Genomic DNA, 23,679 nt, shown 5'->3' on the forward strand with positions numbered 1-23,679 from the left:
GGTTCGGGCAGTTGCTGCCAATGCGCCTCACGGAAACCGTTGTAACATGTCATCCAATGGATGACAAGCCTGGTGTCATCCAAAGGATGACGACCGAGGGAGATGCCCATGACCCCGGCCGACCGACCGGCACCGTCCGGCGCCGACGCACTGAGCCCGGCGTCGTTCCTGGCCGCCTCGGCAGCCCTGCACGCCATAGAAGAAGCCCTGCGGACCGCCCGGCACACGGACCCCGGCGCCGACGATGCCCACGACGTGGGCTCGGATCAGGCCCTGGCCTCCCTTCTGCTGCTGCGGCAGGTACGCGAGCAGCTCGCCGGCTGGGAGACCGGCCTGATCGAGACCGCCCGCCACGCGGGCGCGAGCTGGGCCGACCTCGCCCACCCCCTCGGCGTGGCGAGCCGCCAGGCCGCCGAACGCCGCTATCTGCGCAACCGGCCCGGTCCCGCCGGGACCACCGGCGAACAGCGCGTCCAGGCCACCCGCGAGCGCCGCGCCGCCGAACGCACCACCGCCGGCTGGGCCCGCCGCAACGCGGCGGACCTGCGCAGCCTCGCCGGCCGGATCACCGCCCTCACCGACCTGCCCACGGCGGCGAGCCTCCCGCTCAGCGAGCTCCACGCGGCCCTCGCCCACAGCGACCCGGCGGAGCTCATCCGGCCCCTCAACGCCACCCGCCCCCACCTGGCGAGCAGCCACCCGGATCTGGCGGCCCAGCTCGACGACCTCACGCCTCCCTGAACCCACCGGGCCCGACCGGAGGGTCGGTGGTGTCCGCAGCGGGCGTCGTGGTCCGGCCGCGCGCATGCGTGCCCCGGCCGCCCGGGTGCCACTCGGTGAGCAGGATGGTGGCGTCGTCGCGCAGCTTGTGGTCCTGGTGCTGCCGCAGGCCCTGGACCAGGCGCCGGAGGGCCTCGGGGGCGGGATCACCCGCCGCGGTGGCCCGGATGACGGTGTCGGCCAGCCGTTGCTCGCCGTACAGACCGCCGTCGGGTGAGCGGGCCTCGGTGACGCCGTCGCTGTAGAGGAGGATCCGGTCACCGGGCTGGAGACGCTGGGAGTGCTCGGTGGGCGGCGACTCCTTGAGGAATCCCCACCCGAGCGGCAGGTCGGGCTCCCGGGCCAGCGCCTGCGGCAGCACCTTCCCCTGCCGGATGAGCAGCGGCGGCGGGTGGCCGCAGTTGATCCAGGTCAGCCGTCCGTCGGCGGTGTCGAGGTGGGCGACGACGGCGGTCATCAGCCGGTCGGTGAACCACTCGTCGAGGATCCGGTCGATCGAGGTGACGATGTCGGTCAGCGAGCCGCCGGAGCGGCGGGTGGCGCGGCAGGCGGCGAGCCCGGCGGCGCTTGCCCCGCCCGACGCGAGGTCGTGGCCCATGGAGTCGATGACGGTCAGGTGCAGGCCGCGGTCGTCCAGGGTGTGGTCGAAGGTGTCGCCGCCGATGTCGTACGCGGGCTCGAGGACCGCCGAGGAGGTCACGTCCGCCGTCCCGATGGTCCGCGGCGGCAGGAAGGCCCACAGGAGTTCGGCCTGCACGGTCATCGCCCGCATGCGCTCGGCCTCGACCAGCAGATCGCTGTGGGACGACTTCGAGACCACGAGCAGGGCCGCCACACCGGCGAGCGCCTCGCTGCGGCGGAGCAGCGGGGCGTCCAGCGAGGACGCCGTCACCATGAGGACGCCGAGACGCTCGATGCCGTCGATCATCGGCAGCCAGGCGGTGCTGCCGTCCCTCGACCGCTGCACCTGCTGCGTACGGTAGGCGAGGCCCGCCAGCGACGTGTCCACGTCGAGCATCTCCTGCCGCGCGGCACCGGGCTGGGGCAGGGCGACGAGCCGGATCTGCTGGAGGTCCGCCACGTACATGGCCGTCCCCTGGAGCCCCATCCGCCGGCCGGCGTCGTGGACGAGACCCGCGAGCTCCCGCCCGGACAGCAGGTGGGAGCTGGCCAGCAGATCGGCCAGGACATCCTCGTACGTCGACACACGACCTCCGCGGCTCTCCTCCGGCGTCACTCGGGGCGGCGGCAGTGGCTCTCAGGGTACGGCGACCCTCCGGTGATCGCAGCCCCACGAGCCGGCCGCGCTCGCTCACCTCCCGGTGCCGGATTCCCTCCCGAGCGGGAGAGCGTCAGGTTCGGCTCCGCTGCCACCAGTGGCGCCGGCGGCGCGGATGCACCGCCCGGCCCATGCGGCGGCCCACCAGTGCGTAGCCGAGCAGCGCGCCCGCGGTGTTGAGCAGCACGTCGTCGATGTCGAAGGCGCGCCCCGTGATCAGGGCGCCCTGCACCAGTTCGACCAGGAGCATGGTCGCCGCCGTCAGCAGGGTGACCCGTACGAATCCACGGGTCCGGGGGGACACGATCGGCAGCAGCAGGCCGAACGGCACGCCCAGAAGCACATTGCCGCCGAGTTGCTTGACGGTGTCCCGGAAGGCGGGCTGCCCCAGGTAGGCGCGGATCGAGTCCCCGGGCCGGACGTTGTCGTGGGTGAGGGCCTCCGAGGCCGGCGACGGCTGGAGGGTCAGCCGGGCGAGGACGACTCCGAAGGCGACCATCGCCGCCAGCGCGAGGATGGTGACGACGACGCGGACCCAGCGCCCCGGTCCCGCCCTCGTGGCCGTCGTCTCCTCCCCCTCGGCCGGCTGCTGGATCTTCGGCCGCCGCGTCGTGACGCGGCGCCATACGGTACGTGATGACATGGCCCCCCACTCCATGGTTGGTCAGGACGACGAGTACGTGACGGTGACCTGCGCGAAGCCGAGGGCGCGGAGCAGGCCTTGGAGCATCGACGCGGTGTTCTTCTCGGCGCGCCGAGTCAGGTCGCTCTCCTCGGCGGCGTCGCCGATGCGGTCGGCGGCGAGGACGTGGACGGCGCGCTCGTCGGCCGGGTTGTCGGAGAACAGGTCGCCGAGCCGGTCGAGCAGGCCTCGCTGCTTGGAGACGGTGTAGGAGCGCTTGGGGTCCACGACCGGCTCGGCGAGGCGGGCGTGCGGCAGACGCACGGTGGCGGTGGTGCGCTTCTCGTCGACGGTCACGCTGCCCTCGCCGATGCCGCCGAAGTCGACGTACGCGGCCACGCTGCCGCTCGCGACGAAGAGGGTGCGGGTTCCGCGGATCGAGTCGGGCAGCAGCCGGGCGTCCTTCTCCAGGTCGACCACGACCTGGTAGTTGCCGACGGCGCCCTCGTAGCGGTGCATGTCCTGGATGGACTTCAGCACCGCCGGACCGGAGCGGTCCCGCGTGTCGACGCCGAAGACGTCGTCGAGTCCCGGCACGTGGAGGAACCGTCCCAGAAGGAACAGGAGGGAGAGGAGCAGGGAGAGGACCACGAGCACGACGGCGGCGGTGCGCCACCCGCGCGGGGACCGTCCGCGTCTCGGTGCCGAGTGCGTGGGCGTTCTGTGCGGAGGCTTGTCTTCTGCGTCTTCTCGCATGTGTTGCTGGTGCCCCGCAGGCGGGTTGTCATTCCCAACGAGCTTATTTCTGAGGTGAGTTCGCGCGCCCCAGGAACGGCAGGAGCCCCCTGGAAGGTCCAGGGGGCTCCTGCCGGTCGGAGTGCGCCGTACCCGCGGGGACGGGGTCACGCGCGGAGCAGGCGTTCCGTCACTTCACGGTAGGTCCGCAGGGTGAGCCGGAGCTGCTCGGTGTCGGGGCCCGGCCCCTGCGGATCGCCGTTCTCCTGCCAGCCCGCCCGCAACGCGGAGCGGCGGTCCCTGAGGGAGGCGATGAGCTGCTGCTCCGCCGCCGCGAGGATGTCCGCCGCCTCGGCGACCGAGTCGTGGGGCGAGTCGACGAACCGGGCGAGCGCGTGGTGCAGGCGCTGTCCGAGACGGTCGCGTTCGACGTCGTCGAGCAGCGGTCCGGCCGGCCCGCCGGCCGCGGGCGCCTGTCCCGTGCCGGACGTGGGGCCGGCCACACCGCCGGCCTCCGTCGTGTCCCCTCCGCGCGGCGCGGCGGGGGTCGCGGCGGGAGCGTTCGTGCGACTCCCGTCGCTCCGGCCCGTGGCACCGGGGTCGTCGGAGGGGACGGCGGACTGGGGCGCCTGCGAGAGCGGAACCGCCGGGGGCGGGGGCGGCGGCGGAGGGACCGGCGGCGCGGGAGGCGGGGGCGCGGGATGCCCGGCTCGCTGGGCGGGTACGGCCGCGCGGCCTCCCCCGCGTCCCCTGGACGGCCCGCCGGCGGTCCCCCGGTCCCTGTTCTCGCCTGCCATTACGCGCCACTTCCCTTCGGCTTGAGGAGATGTGCCCGGTGTCGCCCGGACCCCGGGCGTGTGTGTGCGGGCGCCGTGCCGGCCCGTGTCCCGGCCCGCGTCAGATCCTCGAACAGATCACGTGCGTGGACCAGCGCCTCCCGCAGCTGCTCGGTGGAGGCGGATGCGGAGCGCGCCGCACGGCGTATCGTGCGCAGGCCCTCCACATGGTGCGGGTGGTGCACCGACAGAGCGGCGAGCTGTTCCTCGCGCCGGTCGGGCTCCGGGAAACCGCGGGTCGCGGCGATCCGCGTCAGGAGCTCGTCGGCGTCGGTGACGGCCTGCCGGGGCGCGTCGACGAAGCGTTCCTGGAGCATGGTCCACTGAGCGGTGTAGTGCTCGCGGACCGCCGGCTCCAGCGGCAGAGGATGGATCGCTCCATACCGCTCGACCCGCTCGCGCAGGTCCCGCTGGGCGGATTCGCTGTCGCCGCCGTGCCGTTCGAGGGTGCGGTGGTACTCGGGGCCGAAGCGCCGTTCGAGGGAGCGTGTGCCGCTGTCCGTGCCCGTGCGGGCCCGGAGCACGACACCCGCCACCACCAGTAGCGCGACGACCGCCGCCACGATGATGAGGACTGTGGTCAGGGTCGACATGACTGCCTTCCTGGACGGTGATGACTCCTGGCTGGCTGTTCGTCACTGTTTGCTGGGCGCCTGTCGTTTCGGCTTGCCGGTTCTCGCCCGGTCAAACCCGACGCGTTCCGGGACCGTCGGCGCGGCCCCGGCGTCACGGGGTAGGAGAGCGGTATGGACAGCACCTTCTGGATCGTCGTGGCCGTGCTCCTCCTGCTCGCCGGAGCGGGAGTCGCGGCCGTCCTCCTCGTACGGGTCTTCAGGGCGCGCCGACTGCTGCTGGACGCGGGCGTTCCCCTGCGGTCCAAGGCCCTGTTCTGGGCGGCGGTGGTCTACACGGTCTCGCCGGTCGACCTGATCCCGGACCCGGTCTACCTGGACGACATCGGCTTGCTCCTGGTCGCCCTGCGGGCGCTGCACACGGCGGCGGCGAGAGCCGGTGCGGACGCCGGAGGGGTGCCCAAGGGCACGGAGGACCGCCCGGCCGTCCGGTGAAGGGTGCCGCCACCCGGGTGATCCGCAGACGGGCTCCTGCCGTCCTCAGGACGGCAGGTTCTGTTCCGCCCAGACCACCTTGCCGGTCACCGTGCGGCAGGAGCCCCATCGGCGGCACAGCATGTTGATGAGCTGCAGGCCCCGGCCGCCCTCGTCGCTGAGTTCGGCGTGCTGGATCTGCGGGAGGTCGGGGCCCGTGTCCGAGACCTCCACGACGAGGCGCTCGCCGCGCAGCAGCCGGAGCGTGCCGGGTCCGTTGCCGTAGCGCAGGGCGTTGCCCACGAGTTCCGAGACGACGAGTTCGAAGACGTCGGCGAGCTCCGTCAGGTCCCACGCGGCGAGCTGGTCCGTGACCAGACCCCGGGCGACGGACGCCGCGCGCCCTTCCCGGGGCAACTGCCACTCGCGCAGGTCCGCAGGGCCGTCGGAGGCGGCCGGCGCGGTGGTGGCGACGAGGAGCACGGCCTCGTCGAAGCGGGCGGCGCCGGCGGGCGCGCAGTCGATCAGTCCGCCGCCTTCGAGAGCGGCGGGCGCCAGGCCGCGCGCCGCCACGCGCAGACCGTCCAGCTGGTGGTCCAGGTCCTCCTGGCGCGACTTCACCAGACCGTCCGTGTACATGACGAGGTGGGCGCCGGCCGGGACTTTCAGCTTGACCGGATCGTACGGAATGACTCCCGCGCCGAGCGGCGCGCCGATGGGTACGTCCACGAACTCGGCGGAGCCCTGTCCGTCGAGGAGCAGCGGTGGCAGGTGCCCGGCGCTGGCCAGCGTGTACGTGGAGTGGGCGGGGTCGAAGACGGCGCAGAGGAAGGTGGCGACCTGCTCGTCCTCCAGGTCCCGCGTGGCGAGGTCGAGTCGCGCCAGGACGCGCTCCGGAGCCATGTCCAGGGTCATCAGGGTGCGGGCCACCGTCCGCAGTCGCCCCATGGTGGCGGCGGCGGGCAGCCCGTGGCCCATGACGTCGCCGACCATGAGGGCCGTACGGCCGCCGGGCAGGGCCATGACGTCGTACCAGTCGCCGCCCACTGCGTGGTGGCCCGTCGAGGGCGCGTACTCGGCCTGCACGCTCAGCCCGGGCGTCACCGGGGTCACGCGGGGCAGCAGAGTGCGCTGCAGGGAGACGACGTGCTCGCGCTCACGTCCGTACAGGCGGGCGTTGTCGATGTAGACGGCGGCCTGGGAGGCCAGCTGTTCCGCCAGGGCGAGGTCGGTGGTGGAGAACGGGGGTGCTCCGGGGCCGCGGACGAAGTCCACGCTGCCGAGCAGCAGCCCGCGGGCGATGAGCGGCACCGCGAGATAGCTGTGCACTCCGGCCGCCCGCATCTTCGCCGCGGCGCTGTCCGTCGGCGCGACCTCGGCGAAGTCGTCGTCCCTCATACGGCTCACCAGCACCGGCAGGCCCTGCCGCAGACAGTAGCGGTGGAGCAGCGTCTCGTGCGCCTCCTCGGTGCGGGCCGAGGTCTCGCCGACCGGGGTGGGCTCCAGGGAGGACAGCTCGTCCACGGCACACAGCGCGGTGGCCCGCATGAGCGGGAGGCCCTTCCCGGTCCAGCGCAGGCCCTCGTCGCCGCGCAGGACGCTCTCCAGGATGTCGACGGCGGCACCGTCGGCGAAGTCGGGCACGGTGAACTCGGCCAGTTCCTGCGCCGTGCGCTCCAGGTCGAGGGTGGTGCCGATCCGGGAACCGGCGGAATTCAGCCAGGCGAGCCCGTCACGGGTGGTGAGCCGGTCGAGGGGTCTGCCGCCGGTCCTGCCGAGCCGCCTGCGGGCACCCGCCGAGCGGTGCGCCGCGACGCCCCTGCCGGCCGATGCCCGGCCGACCAGGCGTCGTCTCCCCTTGCCACCGTTCACTCTTTCGGCCTCCAGACAGGAACTCGACCGCTGCTGATGCCCAGCATGCACCTCTTCCCGGCCGATTGGCTCGCGGCAGGCGTCTCTTCCCAGCCGATCGGGTCGCTCAGGACCGCCGGACGACCGGAACGACACGGAGGGCGGGCGTCGGGACGCCGGCGGGAGCCGCGCCGAGGGGGCCGGCGAGCCGCCGGGAGCCCGTCGGCGTCACGGTTTCCGGGGGCGCTTTCCGGGCCGTGGACGAAGCCCCAAATCTTGAGCACAAATTTCACACATCCCCTCTTCATACCGGCTCGCCATGGTCTACATTGACCGTGCTTCATCAACGTTCCGTGGATCCGGCGCTACGGAACGCCAGCAGTCCCGTACCGCTCGCCGGACATGGGGATGATCGATTCGGGAGCCCGAGAGGGGCCCCGGGTGCGGGGAGCACCCGAGGTTCCGACGGATTTCCGTGCACGTCGAGGGCCTGGCAGGGCATGCGAGCCTGCTGCCGCCAGGGTCAGTTGCTCACGTAACTCTGAACGAGCCGGCATGGCATGCGCCGGGGGGTGGGGGCCTCCGGGGCGGACACAGCGTGAGTCGACCACGTCGAACCACTGGGGACCTGGGGGGTTCTGTGCGGCAAGGGGGATTAGTCAGCCCTTTTCCGTCGACGCGCGAGCGTCTGGCGGCCGGGGCGATCAGCCGGCCTGCGATCGACTGGGAGCAGCGCTACCGCCGTACCGTGATCCTCAGCGATGCCGTGGCCACCGCTTGTGTCGTGGGGGCGATCGGCGAGTTCTTCGGGGCGCGGGACGCGGCCAACTGGCACGAGAAGTGGGGGATTCTCGCCTTCGGCACCGAGCTTCTGGTGCTGGGAGCGCTCGCGGTGAGCCGGTCGTGGGCTCCGGCCGTGCTCGGCCAGGGCGCCGAGGAGTTCCGCCGCCTCGGGCGTTCCCTGTTCGCGGCGACCGTCGTCCTCGCGCTCGGCGGGATCGCTCTGACCTCGCGCAACATCAAACTGTGGATCTTCGTCGCGATCCCCGCGATCGCGCTGGTCACCATGACGGCCCGGTATCTGCTGCGCCTCTGGCTGCACAGACAGCGGAACGAGGGACGCTGTCTGCGACCGGTGCTCGCGGCCGGGAGTCCGGAGACCGTCCGGGACCTGATCGACCGCACCCGTAAGTTCCCCCACCTCGGCTGGCGGGTGGACGCGGTGTGCACGACGGACGGTCTGGGGCCCGACGGCGACCAGCTGGACGGGGTGCCGGTCGTCGGCCCGCTCGCGGACGTCGCCAACCACGTCCGGCGCGACGGCTACCGTGTCGTCGCGGTCACCCCGGACCCGCACTGGTCACCGGACCGGCTGCGACGGCTCGCCTGGAACCTCGAGGGCAGCGACGCCGAGATGGTGGTGGCGCCCGTGCTGATGGAGGTGGCCGGCCCGCGGCTGCACGTCGACGCGGTGCTCGGGATACCGCTTCTGCGTGTCAGCATGCCGGCCTTCACCGGGGGCCGCCGGGCCGTCAAAGAGGTCGTCGACCGGCTGGGCGCCACGCTCCTGCTCCTGCTGTTCGCGCCGCTCATGACGTTCGTCGCCCTGCTGATACTCCTGGACAGTCGCGGCGGGGCCTTCTACCGGCAGCGCAGGGTCGGCAAGGACGGCCACGAGTTCACCATTCTCAAGTTCCGCACCATGGTCACGGGGGCGCACGGGGCACGGGCCGAGCTGGCCGCGGGCAACGAGGGCGCCGGACCGCTGTTCAAACTCCGCCGCGATCCGCGGGTGACCCGGGTCGGAGCGGTACTGCGCCGGTACTCGATCGACGAGCTGCCGCAGCTGTTCAACGTCCTCACCGGATCCATGTCGCTCGTCGGCCCGCGGCCTCCGCTACCGGAGGAGTGCGCCGCCTACGGCCCGGACATCCGGCGGCGGCTGCTCGTGAAGCCCGGACTGACCGGGCTGTGGCAGATCAGCGGGCGCAGCGACCTGCCGTGGGAGGAGGCGGTCCGGCTGGACCTGCGGTACGTGGAGGACTGGTCGCTCGCCCTGGACACGGTGATCTTGTGGAAGACGCTGCGCGCGGTGCTCCACGGACAGGGGGCCTACTGATGCGCGGGAATCGCCGTCCGGCCGGCGCGTGGACCGCAGGCCGCGAGGGCCTGCCTGGGGGGAGGAACGGGTCATGAGAGTCAGCGTTTTCGGCCTCGGCTACGTGGGCTGTGTGTCGGCCGCGTGCCTGGCCAGCATGGGCCACGAGGTCATCGGGGTCGACGTGAACCAGGTGAAGGTCGACCTGGTCAACGACGGCAAGGCGCCGGTGGTCGAGGAGGGCATCGGCGAGCTCGTCGCCGAGGTCGTGCGGACCGGAGCCTTACGCGCCACCGGCGACGTCCGCGAGGCGATCATGGACAGCGAGGTCTCGCTGGTCTGCGTGGGCACGCCCTCGGAGCCCAACGGCAGCCTGTGCACCACCTACTTGGAGCGGGTCACCGAGGAGATCGGCGCCGCGCTCGCCGAGCGGGGTGGGCGGCACACCGTCGTGTTCCGCAGCACCATGCTCCCGGGCACCTGCCTGAACCTGCTGGTGCCGATCCTGGAGAAGTACGTCGGGGGCACGGCCGGCGTGGACGTCGGGGTCGCGGTCAACCCGGAGTTCCTGCGGGAGGGCACCAGCGTGCGCGACTTCTTCGACCCGCCCAAGACCGTGATCGGCGAGCTCGACCCGGCGAGCGGCGACGTGGTGACGACGCTGTACGACGGCTTGCCCGGCGAGGTGTTCCGGGTGCCGGTCCCGACCGCCGAGGCGATCAAGTACGCGGACAACGCCTTCCACGGCCTCAAGATCGGCTTCGCGAACGAGCTGGGCGCGGTGTGCCAGGCGCTCGGGGTGGACTCGCACCAGGTGATCGACGTGTTCCTCGCCGACCGCAAGCTGAACATCAGCCCCGCCTACCTGCGGCCCGGCTTCGCCTTCGGGGGCTCCTGCCTGCCGAAGGACCTGCGCAGCCTGGTCCACGCGGCGCAGCGGGCCGACGTCTCGGTGCCCATCCTCGCCCATGTGCTGCCCTCCAACTCCGACCATCTGCAGCGCGCGGTGGAGCTGGTCGAGCGCACCGGGAAGCGCCGGGTCGGACTGTTCGGCCTCTCCTTCAAACCCGGCACCGACGACCTCCGCGAGAGCCCGCTCGTCGAACTGGCGGAGCGGCTCTTCGGCAAGGGGTACGACCTGCGGATCCACGACGCGAACGTGAGCCTCTCCCGGCTGCTCGGCGCCAACCGCGAGTACATCGAGACGCGCCTGCCGCACCTCGCGCAACTGCTCGCGGACTCCGTCGACGAGGTGCTCGACCACGCCGAGGTCTGCCTGGTGGGAACCAGGGATCCGGCCGTGGTCGCGGCGCTGCCCCATGGCGGCAGCCCGATGATCATCGACCTCATCCACCTTCCCGACGCCGCGGCGCGCCGGGCCGAACCTGGGTACGTGGGCCTTGCTTGGTGACACATCGTTGAACGACACGGCCGGCGGCGGCCGGCCGGGCCGGCGCGCGCTGATCCTCGTGGAGAACCTGTCGGTGCCGTTCGACCGGCGGGTGTGGCAGGAGTGCACGACGCTGCGCGACGCGGGCTGGACGGTGCACGTCATCTGCCCCCAGGGGAGCAAGCGGGACACGGAACCGGAGGCCGAGATCGACGGGGTGCGGATCCACCGCTACCCCCTGCGCGCGGCCACCGGAGGGCCGGCCGGGTATCTGCGGGAGTACGGAACGGCCTTGTGGCACACGCTCCGGCTGGCCCGGAAGGTGGGCCCGGTCGACGTGGTCCACGCCTGCAACCCGCCCGACCTCCTGTTCCTGCCCGCGCTGTGGCTCAAGCGGCGCGGGGCGCGGTTCGTCTTCGACCAGCACGACCTGGTTCCCGAGCTGTACCTCTCCCGCTTCGGCCGCGGCGAGGACCTGCTCTACCGCGCGGTGTGCGCGCTGGAACGGCTGACCTACCGGGCCTCGGACGTCGTGCTCGCCACGAACGAGAGCTACCGGGACGTCGCGGTGCGCCGCGGCGGCCGGCGGCCGGCGGACGTCTTCGTGGTGCGCAGCGCGCCCGACACCGCCCGCTTCCACCCCGTACCGCCCGAGCCGGAGCTGAAGCGCGGCAAGCCCCATCTGCTGTGCTACCTGGGCGTGATGGGACCGCAGGACGGGGTCGACTACGCCCTGCGGGCGCTCGCGAAACTGCGCGACGAGCTCGGGCGTACCGACTGGCACGCGGTGTTCGTCGGCGGCGGCGACACCTTCGACGCGATGGTGGAGCTGTCCCGGCGGCTGGGGCTCTCGGAGCAGGTGGAGTTCACCGGACGCGTGCCGGACGCCGATCTGGTGCGCTATCTGTCCACCGCCGACGTGTGCCTCTCCCCCGACCCGCACAACCCGCTCAACGACGTGTCGACCATGAACAAGGTCCTGGAGTACATGGTGATGGGCCGGCCCGTCGTCTCGTTCGACCTCCGGGAGGCGCGCGTCTCCGCCGGTGACGCCGCCGTCTACGCGGCCGCCGACGACGAGGCCGAGTTCGCCCGACTCGTCGCCCTGCTCCTGGACGATCCGGAGAAGCGGAACCTGATGGGCAAGATCGGCCAGGAGCGGATCAACGGGCCGCTGGCCTGGCGGCACTCCCAGCGAGCGCTGCTCGCCGCCTACGCCGCTGCCTGCCGTGACCGGGCACCCGGCCCGACGGGCGGGCCCGACGGCGCGGGGACGAGGCCGCGCCGTTGAGCGACGACACGATACGCCTGGTCACGATCGGGCGGATTATCCGTCGGCGCCGACGGCTGCTCACCCTCCTCGCCCTGCTGGGCGCGCTCGTCGGTTACGGCACCTCTCTGCTGTTCCCGCCGCGTTACGCGACCTCCGTGTCGGTCCTGCTGCCGGGGGCCTGGGAGGAGCGCGAGCTGCTGACCCAGGCGCAGGTCGCGACCAGTTCGGTGGTCCTCGACCGTGCGGCCGCCTCGCTCCACTGGGCCGGAGGCGGCAGCGAACTGCGGGAGCACGTGAGCGCCAAGGCCGCCGACGGGAACATCGTCAAGATCTCGGGCACCGCCGACACCCCGGAGCGCGCGCAGCGGCTCTCCGACCAGGTCGCCCGGGAGTTCGTCACGTTCGCCACGCGGATCATCGGGGACGACACCGACCCCGAGGCCGCGGCGCGGCTCGACGCCCTGCGCAAGACGGTGGCGCAGACCGGCCGCCGCATCACCGAGCTGGCCGACGCGGCCGGCCCGGGGCGGAGCGTGGAGAGCGTGCAGACCCGCACCGAGCTGGAGGGGCTGCGCACCGCGCTGCAGGAGTCCATCGACAAGCTGGAGCAGGCCGACCCGACCGCCGACAAGGCCAACATGGTCGTCATGGGCCCGGCGGCCCGGCCGGCCGGCGAGGCACCCCCGACGCGGCCGCAGCTCATCGCCGCCGGGGCGCTCCTGTTCTTCCTGGGCGCGGTCATCGCCCATCTCACCGCCGCACGGATGAACCGCCGGCTGCGCACCGAACCGGAGATCGCGGCGGCGCTGGGCTCGGTGCTCCTCGGCACCGTGGACGTACCGGGTGAAGGGTCCGCGCACCGGCCGGAACGCCGTGGCGCGCGGGCCCGGGTCCGCCGGCTCCTCGGCGTCGACGTCCGGTGGGACGTGCCGGCCCCCCGGACCTCCGGTGACGAGGCCGGCCGGCGGATCCGGTACCGGCGGGTGTGCGCCCGTCTCCGGGACCGGCTGCCGGACCCGCGGCGGCTGCTCGTCGTCGTCCCGGACGGCGACGATGCCGCCCGCCGGGCCGCCGCGGAGCTCGTCGCCGAGGCCGGGAGCCCTTCGGCCGCCTCCACGAGCGGGGGAAAGACCATGCTGCGGGTGGTGGAGGTCGCCGCGGACCGGCCGATGGTGCCGGACAGCGAAGGTGACGAGTCCGGTGCCCTGGTCGTCCTCTCCGTGGGCGGCTGGACCTCGGGGGAACTCGCCGGCATCGCCGACGCGTGTGCGGACGCCAAGCACGAGGTCGTCGGCATCGTCGCCGTCAACACGGTCCGGACCCGTCCGGCGCGGTCCGCCGGCCGCTCCCGGGAAGCCGCCGCTCCCGCGCTCGCGGCGGCCGACGACGCGCACGGAGGTGCGGCGTGACGACACGTACGACCGCGGAGTCACCGGCCGCCGCTCCGCTCCTCGACCTGCAGGCGCTGGTGGTGGCGGTGCGCAGGCGGCGGCGCCTCTGGGGCTCCCTGGCGCTGCTGGGTCTGCTCGTCGGCGCGGCGGTGGCGGTCCTGCTGCCGCAGCCGCCGACCGCCGTGACCAAGGTGCTGGTCGCCCATCAGGAGGACCAGCCGAACGACCCCGGAACCCTGATCCGTACCGATGTCGCGCTGCTGCGGACCACGCGCATCGCCGACGCGGCCCTGAAGACCCTCAAGTCCACGGAGAACCCGGAGGACTTCATGCGGGACTACGAGGGCAGCGGGGTGACGAACAACCTCCTGCAGATCACGGTGACGGGTGACAGCGACGCCGAGGCGGTGGCCCGTGCCAAGGCGCTGGCCGACGCGTTCGTCGCGGACCACGTGCGGCGGATCCGGCAGGCCGCGAACGCCGACGCCAAGGCCCTGCTCGACCAGCGTGACCGGCTGCGGGGCGAACTGGCCCAGGTCAACAAGGAGATCGCGGACGGTTCGCCGGAGGGAAGGCCGACGGCTTCGGCGAACATGGAGTCGCTCTTCGCCCGCCGGGCCGAACTCACCTCGCGCGTCTCCGATTTCGGGCAGCGTGCCGAGGAGGCGCGCATCGGCACGCCCCGGCTCATCGCCGGCACCCAGATCGTGGACGCCCCGCGTCCGGTCCGGCGCTCCCTGCTGAAGACCGCCGCCACCGACGCCGCGATCGGGCTCGTCCTCGGCCTCGCCCTGGGCCTCGCGGTCGCCGCCGTCGGCACGGTGGTGGCGGACCGGCCCGTGCTGCGCCGGGAGATCGCGGCGCACCTCGGCGCCTCGGTGATCGCGGAACTGCCCGGCCGGTCGCCCCGGCTGTGGCGGCGCGGGCGGATCCGGGAGGCCCGGACGAGGCTCACCGTCTCCCTGGCCCGCACCGCGCGCAGCTCAGCGGAACCGGTGTCCCTGCTGGAGCTGGGCTGTGCGCGCGCCGCGAGCCTGATCGCCCTGGATCTGTCCCGGGAACTGGGCGCGGAGGGCCCGGTGGTCGTCATCGACGGGCTGTCAGGCCCTCAGCTCACCGACCGCCGCCCGGAGCCGGGCGACCCGATCGTGGTCGGCGCCGAGCGTGCCGCGGCCGTGTCGCACCAGGAGCGCAGGATCGGCGTCGGCTCGGTGGCGCCCGGCACGGCCTGGACCGAGCTCCCGTACCTCGGGACGCGGACCGTGCTCGTCGTACGGGCCGGGCACGCCGGCGCCACATGGCTGCACACCGTGGCACGGCACCTCGCGGACCAGCGCGTCCTCGTCATCGGTGTGGTGCTGATCGACCCCGATCCGCGTGACCGGACCGACGGCACCCTGTGGGAGGGGCCGCGGACCGCGCCGCACGGCCAGAACGAGCTGTCGGCCCGTCAGAACGGGGCGGGCCGGCGGCGCAAGGACCGGCTGCCCCTGTGGGCGGCGGCGGTCCCGGACAGCGACCAGGAGGCACGGTAGGACATGTGTGGCATCGCAGGGACCTACCGCTGGCCGGACGGGAAGGCCGTGACCGACCGGCTCACCGACACCCTCGCCCACCGCGGTCCGGACGGGGCCGGCCGTTACAGCCACCTCCTCGGTGACGGCGAGGTGCACCTCGGGCACCGCCGGCTGGCCATCGTCGACCTCTCGGAGACCGGCGCCCAGCCGATGGTCTCGGACGGCCTCGTCCTCACGTACAACGGCGAGCTGTACAACGCGCCCGAGCTGCGTGCCGAGCTGACGGCCGCCGGGGTCCGCTTCCGCGGCACCTCCGACACCGAGGTGCTGCTCGAGGCCTGGCGGCGCTGGGGCACGGACTGCCTCCCCCGGCTGCGCGGCATGTTCGCGTTCGGGATCTTCGACGAACGGACCGGTGAGCTGGTGCTCGCCCGCGACCAGCTCGGCGTCAAGCCGCTGTTCCTGCTCCGGCGCGGCGAGGGGCTGGTGTTCGCCTCCGAGTTGAAGGCGCTGGCCGCCGTGACCGGCGGTTCGCTGGAGGTGGACCACGGGGCGCTCGTGGCTTCGCTGCTGTACTACTGGGTGCCCGACTCCCGGTGCGCTTTCAGGGAGGCGGAGAAGCTGCCGCCGGGGAGCTGGCTGCGGTGCCAGCCCGACGGCCGGGTGGAGCGCGGCCGGTTCTGGCACCTGAAGGACGTCGCCGCCGAGGGCCGGGAGAGGGCCCTGTCCGGCGAGCGGCCTGACCTGGCCGCGATCGTCGAGGAGTCGACCCGGCGCCATCTGCTCTCCGACGTCCCCGTGGCCACCTTCCTCTCCGGCGGCCTGGACTCCAGCTACCTGACCGCGCTGGCGGCCCGCGACCGCCCCGGGATCTCCGCCTACACGATCGGCTTCCGCGCCGAGGACTCCCGGTTCGAGGCGATGCCGGACGACCTGCGCTACGCCCGGCAGGTGGCCGAGCGGTACGGCGTCGACCTGCACGAGATCGAGATCGCTCCGGACGTGCTCGACCTGCTGCCGCGGATGACGTACCACCTGGACGAGCCGATCGGTGACCCCGCCGCGATCAACACCTTCCTGATCTGCTCGGCCGCCCGGGAGGCCGGGGTCAAGGTGATGCTCTCGGGGATGGGTGCCGACGAGCTGTTCGCCGGGTACCGCAAGCACCTGGCCAACCTGATCGCCCTGCGCTACCAGCGGGTCCCCCGGCCCCTGCGGCGCGGCCTCTCCGCGGCCGTGGACCGGCTGCCGGTCGCCACGGCCCGCCGGGGGTACCGGTCGGTGCGCTTCGCGAAGCGGTTCCTCTCCTTCGCCGATCTGCCCGAGGAGACCGCGTTCCGGCGCAGTTACACCATGTACGACCGGGGCGAGCTGCTCGCCCTGCTCCATCCGGACCTGGCCGGGACCGTGGACGACGTGCTGACCGAGCACGCGGACGTCTACGAGGACAACGAGCTCGACGACTTCGTCAACCGCATGTGCCTGGGCGACGCCCGGATGTTCCTGCCGGGCCTGAACCTCGCCTACACGGACCGGTCGAGCATGGCCGCGTCGACGGAGGTGCGGGTGCCGTACGTGGACGTCGAGGTGGTCAAGGCGGCGTTCACCGTGCCCGGCGATCGCAAGATCGTCGGACGGCAGGGCAAGGCCGTCCTCAAGGAGGCGGCCACCTCGGTGCTGCCCCGGGAGATCGTGTACCGCCCCAAGGGCCTGTTCAGCGCGCCGCTGCGCGCCTGGATGAGCCGGGACCTGGCGCCGCTGGTGCGCGAGGTGGTGAACGACGGCGTGCTCGTCAACTCCGGGATCCTGCGCCGGGACGCGCTTCAGCGGCTCGTCGCCGAGGACGCCGCCGGGCACAGCGACTACTCCAAGCACCTCTGGCATGTGCTGACCCTCGAGTACTGGTATCGCGGCGCGACCTCCGGGTCCGGCCAGAACGCTTCCTTGACCGCGTAGAGACAAGAGGACTTCGGTGAAACAGGTCGTGCAGAACTACAAGAGCGGCGAGCTGACGGTGCTGGACGTGCCGGCGCCGGGATGCAAGCCGGGCGGTGTGCTGGTCCGCAGCGCCTACTCGCTGATATCCACCGGGACCGAGCTCATGAAGGTGTCCGAGGCCGGGATGTCGATGCTGGGCAAGGCCCGCTCCCGGCCGGACCAGGTGGCCAAGGTCATGCAGAGCGTGGCCACCAACGGGGTGCCCGCCACCTATCGCAAGGTGATGGGCAAGCTGGACTCGTACACGCCGCTGGGCTACTCGCTGTGCGGCGTGGTCGAGCAGGTCGGCGCCGGGATCGACGACGTGAAGGTCGGCGACCTCGTCGCGTGCGCCGGCAACGAGCACGCGCTGCACGCCGAGCTGAACTGGGTGCCGAAGAACCTCTACACCCCGGTGCCGGACGGCCTCGCGCCGCGGCACGCGGCCTTCGGCACGGTCGGGTCGATCGCGCTGCAGGGCATCCGCCAGGGCGAGCCGCAGCTCGGCGAGGTGGCCCTGGTCATCGGTCTCGGGCTGATCGGGCAGCTGGTGGTGCAGCTGCTCGCCGCCTCGGGGGTCCGGGTCGTCGGGGCGGACCCCGATCCGCTGCGCTGCGAGCTCGCCGAGCGCCTGGGCGCGGCGGCCTGCGGCGACCCCGCGTCCGCGGCCGTGGAGGCGGCCGTCGCCGAACTCACCGGCGGTCACGGGGTGGACCAGGTGTACCTGGCGGCCGGTGGCGGCAGCAACCAGCCCGTCGAGCTGGCCGCCCGGCTGTGCCGGGACCGCGGCCGGGTCGTCGACATCGGCAAGTGCCGCCTGGACCTGCCGTGGAACGCGTACTACGAGAAGGAGCTCGACGTCCGGTTCTCCCGCTCGTACGGCCCCGGGCGCTACGACCCGGAGTACGAGCTGGAGGGGCGGGACTACCCGATCGGCTACGTGCGCTGGACCGAGCGCCGCAACCTGGCGTGTTTCCTCGATCTCCTCGCCCGTGGCAGCGTCGACGTGGAGCCCCTGATCTCCCACATCGCCGACTTCGACGACGCCGTCGAGACGTACCGGTCGCTGAAGGACGGCGACCTGAAGGCCGTCGCCGTGCTCTTCCGCTACCCCGGCCCCACGGCGGAGTCGGAGGCGGAGGCCCCGGCGGTGGCGGTGCCCGCGGTGCGCGTGGAGCGGAGTGCGGCCAGGGTCTCCGGGAGGCCGGTGCGGCTGGCGTTCGTCGGCGCGGGCAACTACGCCACGTCGATGCTGCTGCCGCACCTGGTGGGCCGCGAAGGTGTCGAGTTGTCCACGGTCGTGACCACGACGGCGCTGTCCGCGGCCAACGCGCAGCGGAAGTTCGGCTTCGCCGGGGCGACCACCGATCTCGACGCCGTGCTCGGGGACAAGTCGATCGACGCGGTGTTCGTGGTGACCCGGCACAGTTCGCACGCCGAACTGACCCGGCAGGCACTGCTCGCCGGCAAGACGGTGTTCGTGGAGAAGCCTCTGGCCCTCACCGAGGAGGAGCTGGCGGGCGTGCTCGCGGCGGTGGAGGAGTCCGGCAACGACCGCCTGCAGGTGGGCTTCAACCGGCGGTTCGCGCCGCTCCTGACCGAGGCCAAGAAGCGGTTCGGCGCCCGGACGGGTCCCGCGAGCCTCCGCTACCTGGTCAACGCGGGCCGGCTGCAGCACGGCAGCTGGTACCTCAAGCAGGGCACCGAGGGCTCCCGGTTCGCCGGCGAGGGCGGGCACTTCATCGACACGGCCGGCTGGCTGCTCGACGCCGACCCGGTCTCGGTGTACGCGGCCGCCACCCCCGGCAACGAGGACCTCCAGGTCGTCCTCGGCTACCCGGACGGCTCCACCGCCACCATCAGTTACGTCACGACGGGCGCGCCCGGCTTCCCCAAGGAGACGCTGGACCTCGTCGCGGACGGCAAGGTGCTGCGGCTCGACGACTTCGTCCGTGCCTCGGTGCACGGCCCCGAGAAGTGGGTCAGTTCGCGGCTGCCCAAGGCCCGGGACAAGGGCCAGAACGCCGAGCTGGCCGCGTTCGTCAAGGCCGTGCGCACCGGCGGACCGATGCCGGTGCCGCTGGAGTCGCTCGTCGCCACCACGGCGGCCACCCTCGCCGTGCGGGCCGGTCTGGCGGCCGGTGCGCCGGTGACGCTGGCGAGGACGCGATGACGATGAGCGCGGGCTGGTACCTGCGGAGGCTGTCCCGGATGGGACCGCGCGAGGTCGGCGGCCGGACCGTCGACGCGGTACGGAGGCGGCGGTGGCGGTCGGCGCGGCCGGCCGCCCCGCGGGTGACGGGCACCCGGTTCACCGCCGTGCTGCCCGCCGGGGCGGTCGCCGCGATCCCCCCGGACGCCGCGAAACGGCTCGTCGCCGAGGCGGACCGGCTGATGGCCGGGCACATCGCGTACTTCGGGGTGGAACGCGACGACCTGGTCGACCCGGACTGGTGGTACGACCCGAAGACCGGGCGCCGCGCTCCCCGGGGCTACGCCTTCGACGTCCCGTACCGGAACGAGGAGGCGGTCGGGGACATCAAGCAGATCTGGGAGCTGTCCCGGCACCAGTACCTCACCGTGCTCGCCGCCGCGTACGCGGTCACCGGGGACGAGCGGTACGCGGAGCGGGTCGCCGAGCACCTGCGGTCCTGGTGGGCGGTGAACGCGCCGCTGCGGGGGGTGCACTGGACCAGCGGCATCGAGCTGGGGATCCGGCTCCTGTCCTGGGTGTGGATCCGCCGGCTGCTCGACGGCTGGCCGGGCGCGGCCGGGCTGTTCGAGGACAACCCGGTGGCGCTCCACCAGATCTGGCACCACCAGCGCTGGCTGGCCGCCTTCCCCAGCCGGGGGTCCTCGGCGAACAACCACGTCATCGCCGAGGCCGCCGGTCGGTTCGCCGCGGCCTGCGCGTTCGGCTGGTTCCCCTCCTCGGCGCGGTGGCGGGCCGACGCGCTGCGGTCCCTGGAGCGGCATCTGCGGAGCAACACCTTCCTCTCCGGCCTCAACCGCGAGCTGGCCACCGAATACCACGGCCTGGTCCTCGAACTCGGCCTCGCCGCGGTCGCCGAGGCGGACACCGCGGGCGTGCCTGTTCCCGCGACGGTCCGGCTGGTGCTGCTGCGCATGACCGACGCGCTCGCGGCCGTCGTCGACGGCCGGCTGCGGCCGCCTCGCCAGGGGGACGCGGACGACGGGCACGGTCTGGTCGTGGACGGCACGGGAACCGACCGCTGGGCCTCGCTCCTCGCCACCGGGGACGCCGTGTTCGGCCGGCTCGGCTGGTGGCCGGCGGTGACCGGCACCGATGTGCGCACCCCTCTGCTCACCGCGCTCATCAGGCCCGCCGACCTGTCCGTGCGCCGCCCGGCGGACCGGCCGGCGCATTTCGCGGACGCGGGCATGACGATCCTGCGTGGCCCCGGGGAGATCTGGTGCCGCTGCGACGGCGGCCCGCACGGCTTCCTGTCCATCGCCGCGCACGCGCACGCGGACGCGCTGTCCGTGGAGGTCCGGCACGACGGCGTCGACGTGCTCGCCGACCCGGGCACGTACTGCTACCACGGGCAGCCCGAGTGGCGGCGGTACTTCCGGTCGACCCTCGGCCACAACACCCTCGAGCTGGACGGCGCCGACCAGTCCGTCTCCGGCGGCCCGTTCCTGTGGACCCGGCACGCCCGCAGCCGCGTCCTGGTCGCGGACACGTCCGGCGCCTCGGACGGGGGGACGGCCCGCTGGTGCGCCGAGCACGACGGATACCAGGGCTCCGTCCACCGCCGCCGGGTGGAGCTGACCGCCGCGAGCCGGGAGCTGCGGGTGGTGGACGAGGTCCGGGGCGGTCGCGGACCGGTGCGCCTGGCGTTCCACCTCGGACCGGCCATCACCGCGGAGCTGGAGGGGAACCGGGCGGTGCTCACCTGGGACCGGGACGGGGAGGACCGCTCCGCGGTGCTCGACCTGCCCGGGCAGCTGAGCTGGCGGGCGCACCGCGGGGAGACCGAGCCGCCGCTCGGCTGGTACTCCGCGGGCTTCGGGCGCAAGCAACCCGCCACCACGCTGGTCGGCACGGGGTTCGCCGAGGGCGCGGAGTTCAGCACCGTACTCAGGTTCCGCGGGGGCGCGGGGTGACCGAGCGGCGGCATCGAAGGGTGCCGGCGGCACCGCTGGTGCTGCTCCTGCTGGCGGTGGCCGGCTGTACGAGCACGTCGGAGGCCCCGGCGAAGCCGACGGCCGCGCCCGCCGCGCCCGGGGCGCCCGCCGCCTCAGTGGCCCGTGTGTGCGCCGCGCCCGCCGACGGGCCGGCGAAGGCGCCGGCGGGCGCGGTGACGGTCGACCCGGCGGTGGTCGGTGACCTGGCGGCGAAGACCGAGGGCAGCCCCCCGCACACCACGTTCTGGCTGCGGCCGGGGCAGCACAGGCTCGGGCCGGACGCCTACGACCAGGTCGTGCCCAAGGAAGGGAACGTCTACCTCGGCGCGCCCGGCGCGGTGCTCGACGGTCTCAAGGTCAACCAGTACGCGTTCGGCGGGACCGCCCGGGGCGTGACCATCCGTCACCTGACCGTGCAGCGCTTCGCCGCGCCGAACAACGAGGGCGTGGTCAACCACGACATGGCCGACGGCTGGGTGATCGAGCACGCGAAGATCCAGTACAACTCCGGCGCCGGGCTGATGGCCGGCGCCCGCCAGCGGCTCCGCGCCAGCTGTCTGCGCGGGAACGGACAGTACGGAATGAACGCCTACAAGACCGGTGACTCCATCAGGGGCCTGGTGGTCGAGGGCAACGAGGTGGTGGGCAACAACACCGACGACTGGGAGCGGCGGCAGCCGGGCTGCGGCTGCACCGGTGGCATCAAGTTCTGGGCCGTCGACGGCGCCGACGTCCGGGGGAACTGGGTGCACGACAACCGCGGGGCCGGTCTGTGGGCGGACACCAACAACAACGACTTCCGCATCGAGGACAACGTCCTCGACTCCAACGACGGTGCCGCGCTGATCTACGAGACGAGCTACAACGCGGTCATCCGGAACAACACGATCCGGCGGAACAACCGGGTCGAGGGCCGGCACTACGCCGAGGAGGGCGACGACTTCCCGTACGCGACCGTCTACCTGTCCGAGTCCGGCGGCGAACCACGGGTGCCGGCCCGCACGGACCGGATCGAGGTGTACGGGAACGTGCTGGAGAACAACTGGTCCGGCATCACCCTGTGGGAGAGCGCCGACCGGTTCTGCAACAGCCCGGCCAACACCTCGACCGACTACTGCACCCTGCTGGTGAAGGACACCGGCCGCTGTGCGCCGCCGGCGATCGCCACGGCTCCGCTCTACGCCGACTGCCGCTGGAAGACCCAGCGGGTGGACATCCACGGAAACCGCTTCGTCCTGGACAAGGCCGTCGTCGGCTGCACGGAGGGGTGTGGCCGTATGGCGGTCCTCGCGGACCGGGGCACTTCTCCGGACTGGTCGCCGTACCGGGGCGGGCGCGTGGCCGAGGCGATCACCGGCGGGCAGCACAACCGCTGGCATGACAACGTCTACGTCGGACCGTGGACGTTCGTCGCCCGCGACCCGGGCCGGACCCTCGACGCCGGACGGTGGCAGGCCGCGCCGTACCGGCAGGACGCGGGCAGCACGTTCCGCGTACGGGACGGTGGTTGAGATGGTGCCGGACCACACGTCGAAGATCGTCGGGACGGTGTGGGGGCTGCTGGCCCTCAACACGCTCGGCTCCGCGGGGGCGAGGACCGTCCTCCCGATCCCCCGTTCCCTCATCCAGATGGTCACGATGGGCGCCCTGGTCGTGGCGTTCGCCCTGGCGCTCGTGATCAATCGCCCGCTGCAAGTCCGGGCCAGCGCCTTCGTGTTCCTGCTCACCCTGCTCCTGGTGCCGAGCGTGATCTCCAGCGTGCACCCGGACGTCGGGGTCGGCGCGCTGTTCCGCTGCGCCCGGCTCGCTCTCTTCATCGGCACGCTGTGGCTGCTCAGCCGCTGGTGGGACGGCGGTCTGACGTTCGTACGTCACCACATCCGGATCTACTTCGCGGTGCTCGTGCTGGTCGCCGCCGGACTGGTCGTCTCGCCGGGGACGGCCATGCCCGAGTACTACGGCGGGCGGCTGGTCGGCGCTCTGTGGCCGCTCACCCCGCCGCAGATCGGGCAGTACGCCGCGGTGATCATCGGGCTCACCGTGCTGCTTCTGCTGGGGCACCGGACCACCGGGACCGGCGCGGCGGTGGTCATCGTGCCGGCTCTCGTCCTGCTCGCGATGACCCACACCCGAACGGCCACGCTCGGCCTGATCATCGGCTTGATGCTGGCGATCGGCTCGCTCTTCCTGACCAGCGCGGCCGCGCGCCGGTTCTTCGCCTGGGCGGTGCTGTGCGCCGCGGTGGCCGCGGTGGTGTTCAGCTCCGCGCTGCGGGCGTGGTTCCTGCGTGGGCAGAGCCAGGAGAACTTCGCCAACCTGACCGGCCGGGCCAAGGTGTGGGACGCCCTCCTCTCCGCGCCCCGGACGACCACGGAGACGGCGCTCGGCACCGGGCTCGGCGACAAGTCGTTCGACGGACTGCCGATCGACAACAGCTGGCTGGCCGTCTACAACGAGCAGGGCCTGGTCGGCGTCGCCATCGTGGCGGCGATGCTCCTCGCCCTCGGCGGTGTCGCGCTGCTGCGGCCGCCGTCGTTGCCGAGGGCCTGCGCGATCTTCCTGATCAGCTACGTCGCGATGTCGTCGTACACCGAGGCCGGTCTCGGTGACGCCTCGGCGTATCTGCTGCATCTGGCCCTGGCCGCCTCGCTGCTGGTCGCGCCCGCCCCGGCGACGCCCCTCCCGGTGGCCGAGGTGCCCCGACAACGCATCCCGCGATGGGCACGGAGGTGACC

Annotated in this window: 18 protein-coding genes; 12 read left to right on the forward strand and 6 right to left on the reverse strand. The window is 72.9% G+C overall.

Translation table 11 applies throughout. The features are described 5' to 3' along the window. Positions 1 to 108: 108 nt before the first annotated feature. Positions 109 to 741 carry a type III effector protein gene (locus ACZ51I_RS06380; RefSeq protein ID WP_468871928.1) on the forward strand — a complete coding sequence of 211 codons (633 nt, stop codon included), beginning with the start codon at positions 109 to 111 and terminating at the stop codon, positions 739 to 741. Here the strand turns inward: ACZ51I_RS06380 and ACZ51I_RS06385 are convergent. The 5 genes from ACZ51I_RS06385 to ACZ51I_RS06405 all read right to left on the reverse strand — a co-directional run bounded on the left by ACZ51I_RS06385 (position 728) and on the right by ACZ51I_RS06405 (position 4,845). After that, entirely contained in the window at positions 728 to 1,987 is a 1,260-nt protein-coding gene (locus ACZ51I_RS06385; protein WP_468871929.1) for a PP2C family protein-serine/threonine phosphatase, read from the reverse strand. The two genes, ACZ51I_RS06380 and ACZ51I_RS06385, sit on opposite strands and share 14 nt — an antisense overlap. Before the next feature lie 145 nt (positions 1,988 to 2,132). After that, entirely contained in the window at positions 2,133 to 2,702 is a 570-nt protein-coding gene (locus ACZ51I_RS06390; protein WP_468871931.1) for a VanZ family protein, read from the reverse strand. A 21-nt stretch (positions 2,703 to 2,723) separates the two neighbouring features. After that, positions 2,724 to 3,437, reverse strand: coding sequence for a DUF4230 domain-containing protein (locus tag ACZ51I_RS06395; protein WP_468871932.1), 714 nt, complete (start codon positions 3,435 to 3,437; stop codon positions 2,724 to 2,726). Between the two features lie 146 nt (positions 3,438 to 3,583). Next, positions 3,584 to 3,919 (reverse strand): hypothetical protein, encoded by a 336-nt coding sequence (locus ACZ51I_RS06400; RefSeq protein WP_468871934.1) that lies wholly within the window; start codon positions 3,917 to 3,919, stop codon positions 3,584 to 3,586. Between the two features lie 293 nt (positions 3,920 to 4,212). After that, on the reverse strand, positions 4,213 to 4,845 hold the full coding sequence (locus ACZ51I_RS06405) for a hypothetical protein (protein ID WP_468871935.1): 633 nt from the start codon (positions 4,843 to 4,845) through the stop codon (positions 4,213 to 4,215). A gap of 153 nt (positions 4,846 to 4,998) precedes the next feature. Between ACZ51I_RS06405 and ACZ51I_RS06410 the strand changes: the two genes are divergently transcribed. Then, a complete protein-coding gene (locus ACZ51I_RS06410; protein WP_468871937.1) occupies positions 4,999 to 5,319 on the forward strand; it encodes a YkvA family protein in 321 nt (106 codons plus the stop codon). Between the two features lie 45 nt (positions 5,320 to 5,364). Here the strand turns inward: ACZ51I_RS06410 and ACZ51I_RS06415 are convergent, their stop codons facing one another. Next, positions 5,365 to 7,170: an ATP-binding SpoIIE family protein phosphatase gene (locus ACZ51I_RS06415; protein WP_468871938.1), complete on the reverse strand. Its 1,806-nt coding sequence runs from the start codon at positions 7,168 to 7,170 to the stop codon at positions 5,365 to 5,367. 619 nt (positions 7,171 to 7,789) lie between these two features. Here ACZ51I_RS06415 and ACZ51I_RS06420 point away from each other — a divergent pair. The 10 genes from ACZ51I_RS06420 to ACZ51I_RS06465 all read left to right on the forward strand — a co-directional run bounded on the left by ACZ51I_RS06420 (position 7,790) and on the right by ACZ51I_RS06465 (position 23,677). Continuing rightward, positions 7,790 to 9,268, forward strand: coding sequence for a sugar transferase (locus tag ACZ51I_RS06420; protein WP_468871939.1), 1,479 nt, complete (start codon positions 7,790 to 7,792; stop codon positions 9,266 to 9,268). A 73-nt stretch (positions 9,269 to 9,341) separates the two neighbouring features. Beyond that, positions 9,342 to 10,658, forward strand: a complete 1,317-nt coding sequence (locus ACZ51I_RS06425; protein WP_468871940.1) for a nucleotide sugar dehydrogenase — start codon at positions 9,342 to 9,344, stop codon at positions 10,656 to 10,658. Then, positions 10,648 to 11,928 carry a glycosyltransferase gene (locus ACZ51I_RS06430; RefSeq protein WP_468871941.1) on the forward strand — a complete coding sequence of 427 codons (1,281 nt, stop codon included), beginning with the start codon at positions 10,648 to 10,650 and terminating at the stop codon, positions 11,926 to 11,928. The genes ACZ51I_RS06425 and ACZ51I_RS06430 overlap by 11 nt, the downstream gene beginning before the upstream one ends. Then, the gene (locus ACZ51I_RS06435) at positions 11,925 to 13,319 is read left to right on the forward strand and encodes a YveK family protein (protein WP_468871943.1); all 1,395 of its coding nucleotides are present in this window, start codon (positions 11,925 to 11,927) and stop codon (positions 13,317 to 13,319) included. The genes ACZ51I_RS06430 and ACZ51I_RS06435 overlap by 4 nt, the downstream gene beginning before the upstream one ends. Next, complete coding sequence (locus ACZ51I_RS06440; protein WP_468871945.1) at positions 13,316 to 14,836, forward strand: Wzz/FepE/Etk N-terminal domain-containing protein; 1,521 nt, start codon at positions 13,316 to 13,318, stop codon at positions 14,834 to 14,836. Before ACZ51I_RS06435 ends, ACZ51I_RS06440 begins: the two co-directional genes overlap by 4 nt. Positions 14,837 to 14,839: 3 nt before the next feature. Next, entirely contained in the window at positions 14,840 to 16,774 is a 1,935-nt protein-coding gene (gene asnB, locus ACZ51I_RS06445) for an asparagine synthase (glutamine-hydrolyzing) (RefSeq protein WP_468871947.1), read from the forward strand. 16 nt (positions 16,775 to 16,790) lie between these two features. Continuing rightward, positions 16,791 to 18,968: a bi-domain-containing oxidoreductase gene (locus ACZ51I_RS06450; RefSeq protein WP_468871948.1), complete on the forward strand. Its 2,178-nt coding sequence runs from the start codon at positions 16,791 to 16,793 to the stop codon at positions 18,966 to 18,968. Further along, a complete protein-coding gene (locus ACZ51I_RS06455; protein ID WP_468871950.1) occupies positions 18,965 to 20,923 on the forward strand; it encodes a heparinase II/III family protein in 1,959 nt (652 codons plus the stop codon). Before ACZ51I_RS06450 ends, ACZ51I_RS06455 begins: the two co-directional genes overlap by 4 nt. 20 nt (positions 20,924 to 20,943) lie before the next feature. After that, positions 20,944 to 22,455: a right-handed parallel beta-helix repeat-containing protein gene (locus tag ACZ51I_RS06460; RefSeq protein WP_468871951.1), complete on the forward strand. Its 1,512-nt coding sequence runs from the start codon at positions 20,944 to 20,946 to the stop codon at positions 22,453 to 22,455. A 1-nt stretch (position 22,456) separates the two neighbouring features. After that, the gene (locus ACZ51I_RS06465; protein WP_468871952.1) at positions 22,457 to 23,677 is read left to right on the forward strand and encodes an O-antigen ligase domain-containing protein; all 1,221 of its coding nucleotides are present in this window, start codon (positions 22,457 to 22,459) and stop codon (positions 23,675 to 23,677) included. Positions 23,678 to 23,679 lie beyond the last annotated feature (2 nt).

Source organism: Streptomyces sp. NPDC034084 (assembly GCF_055575535.1).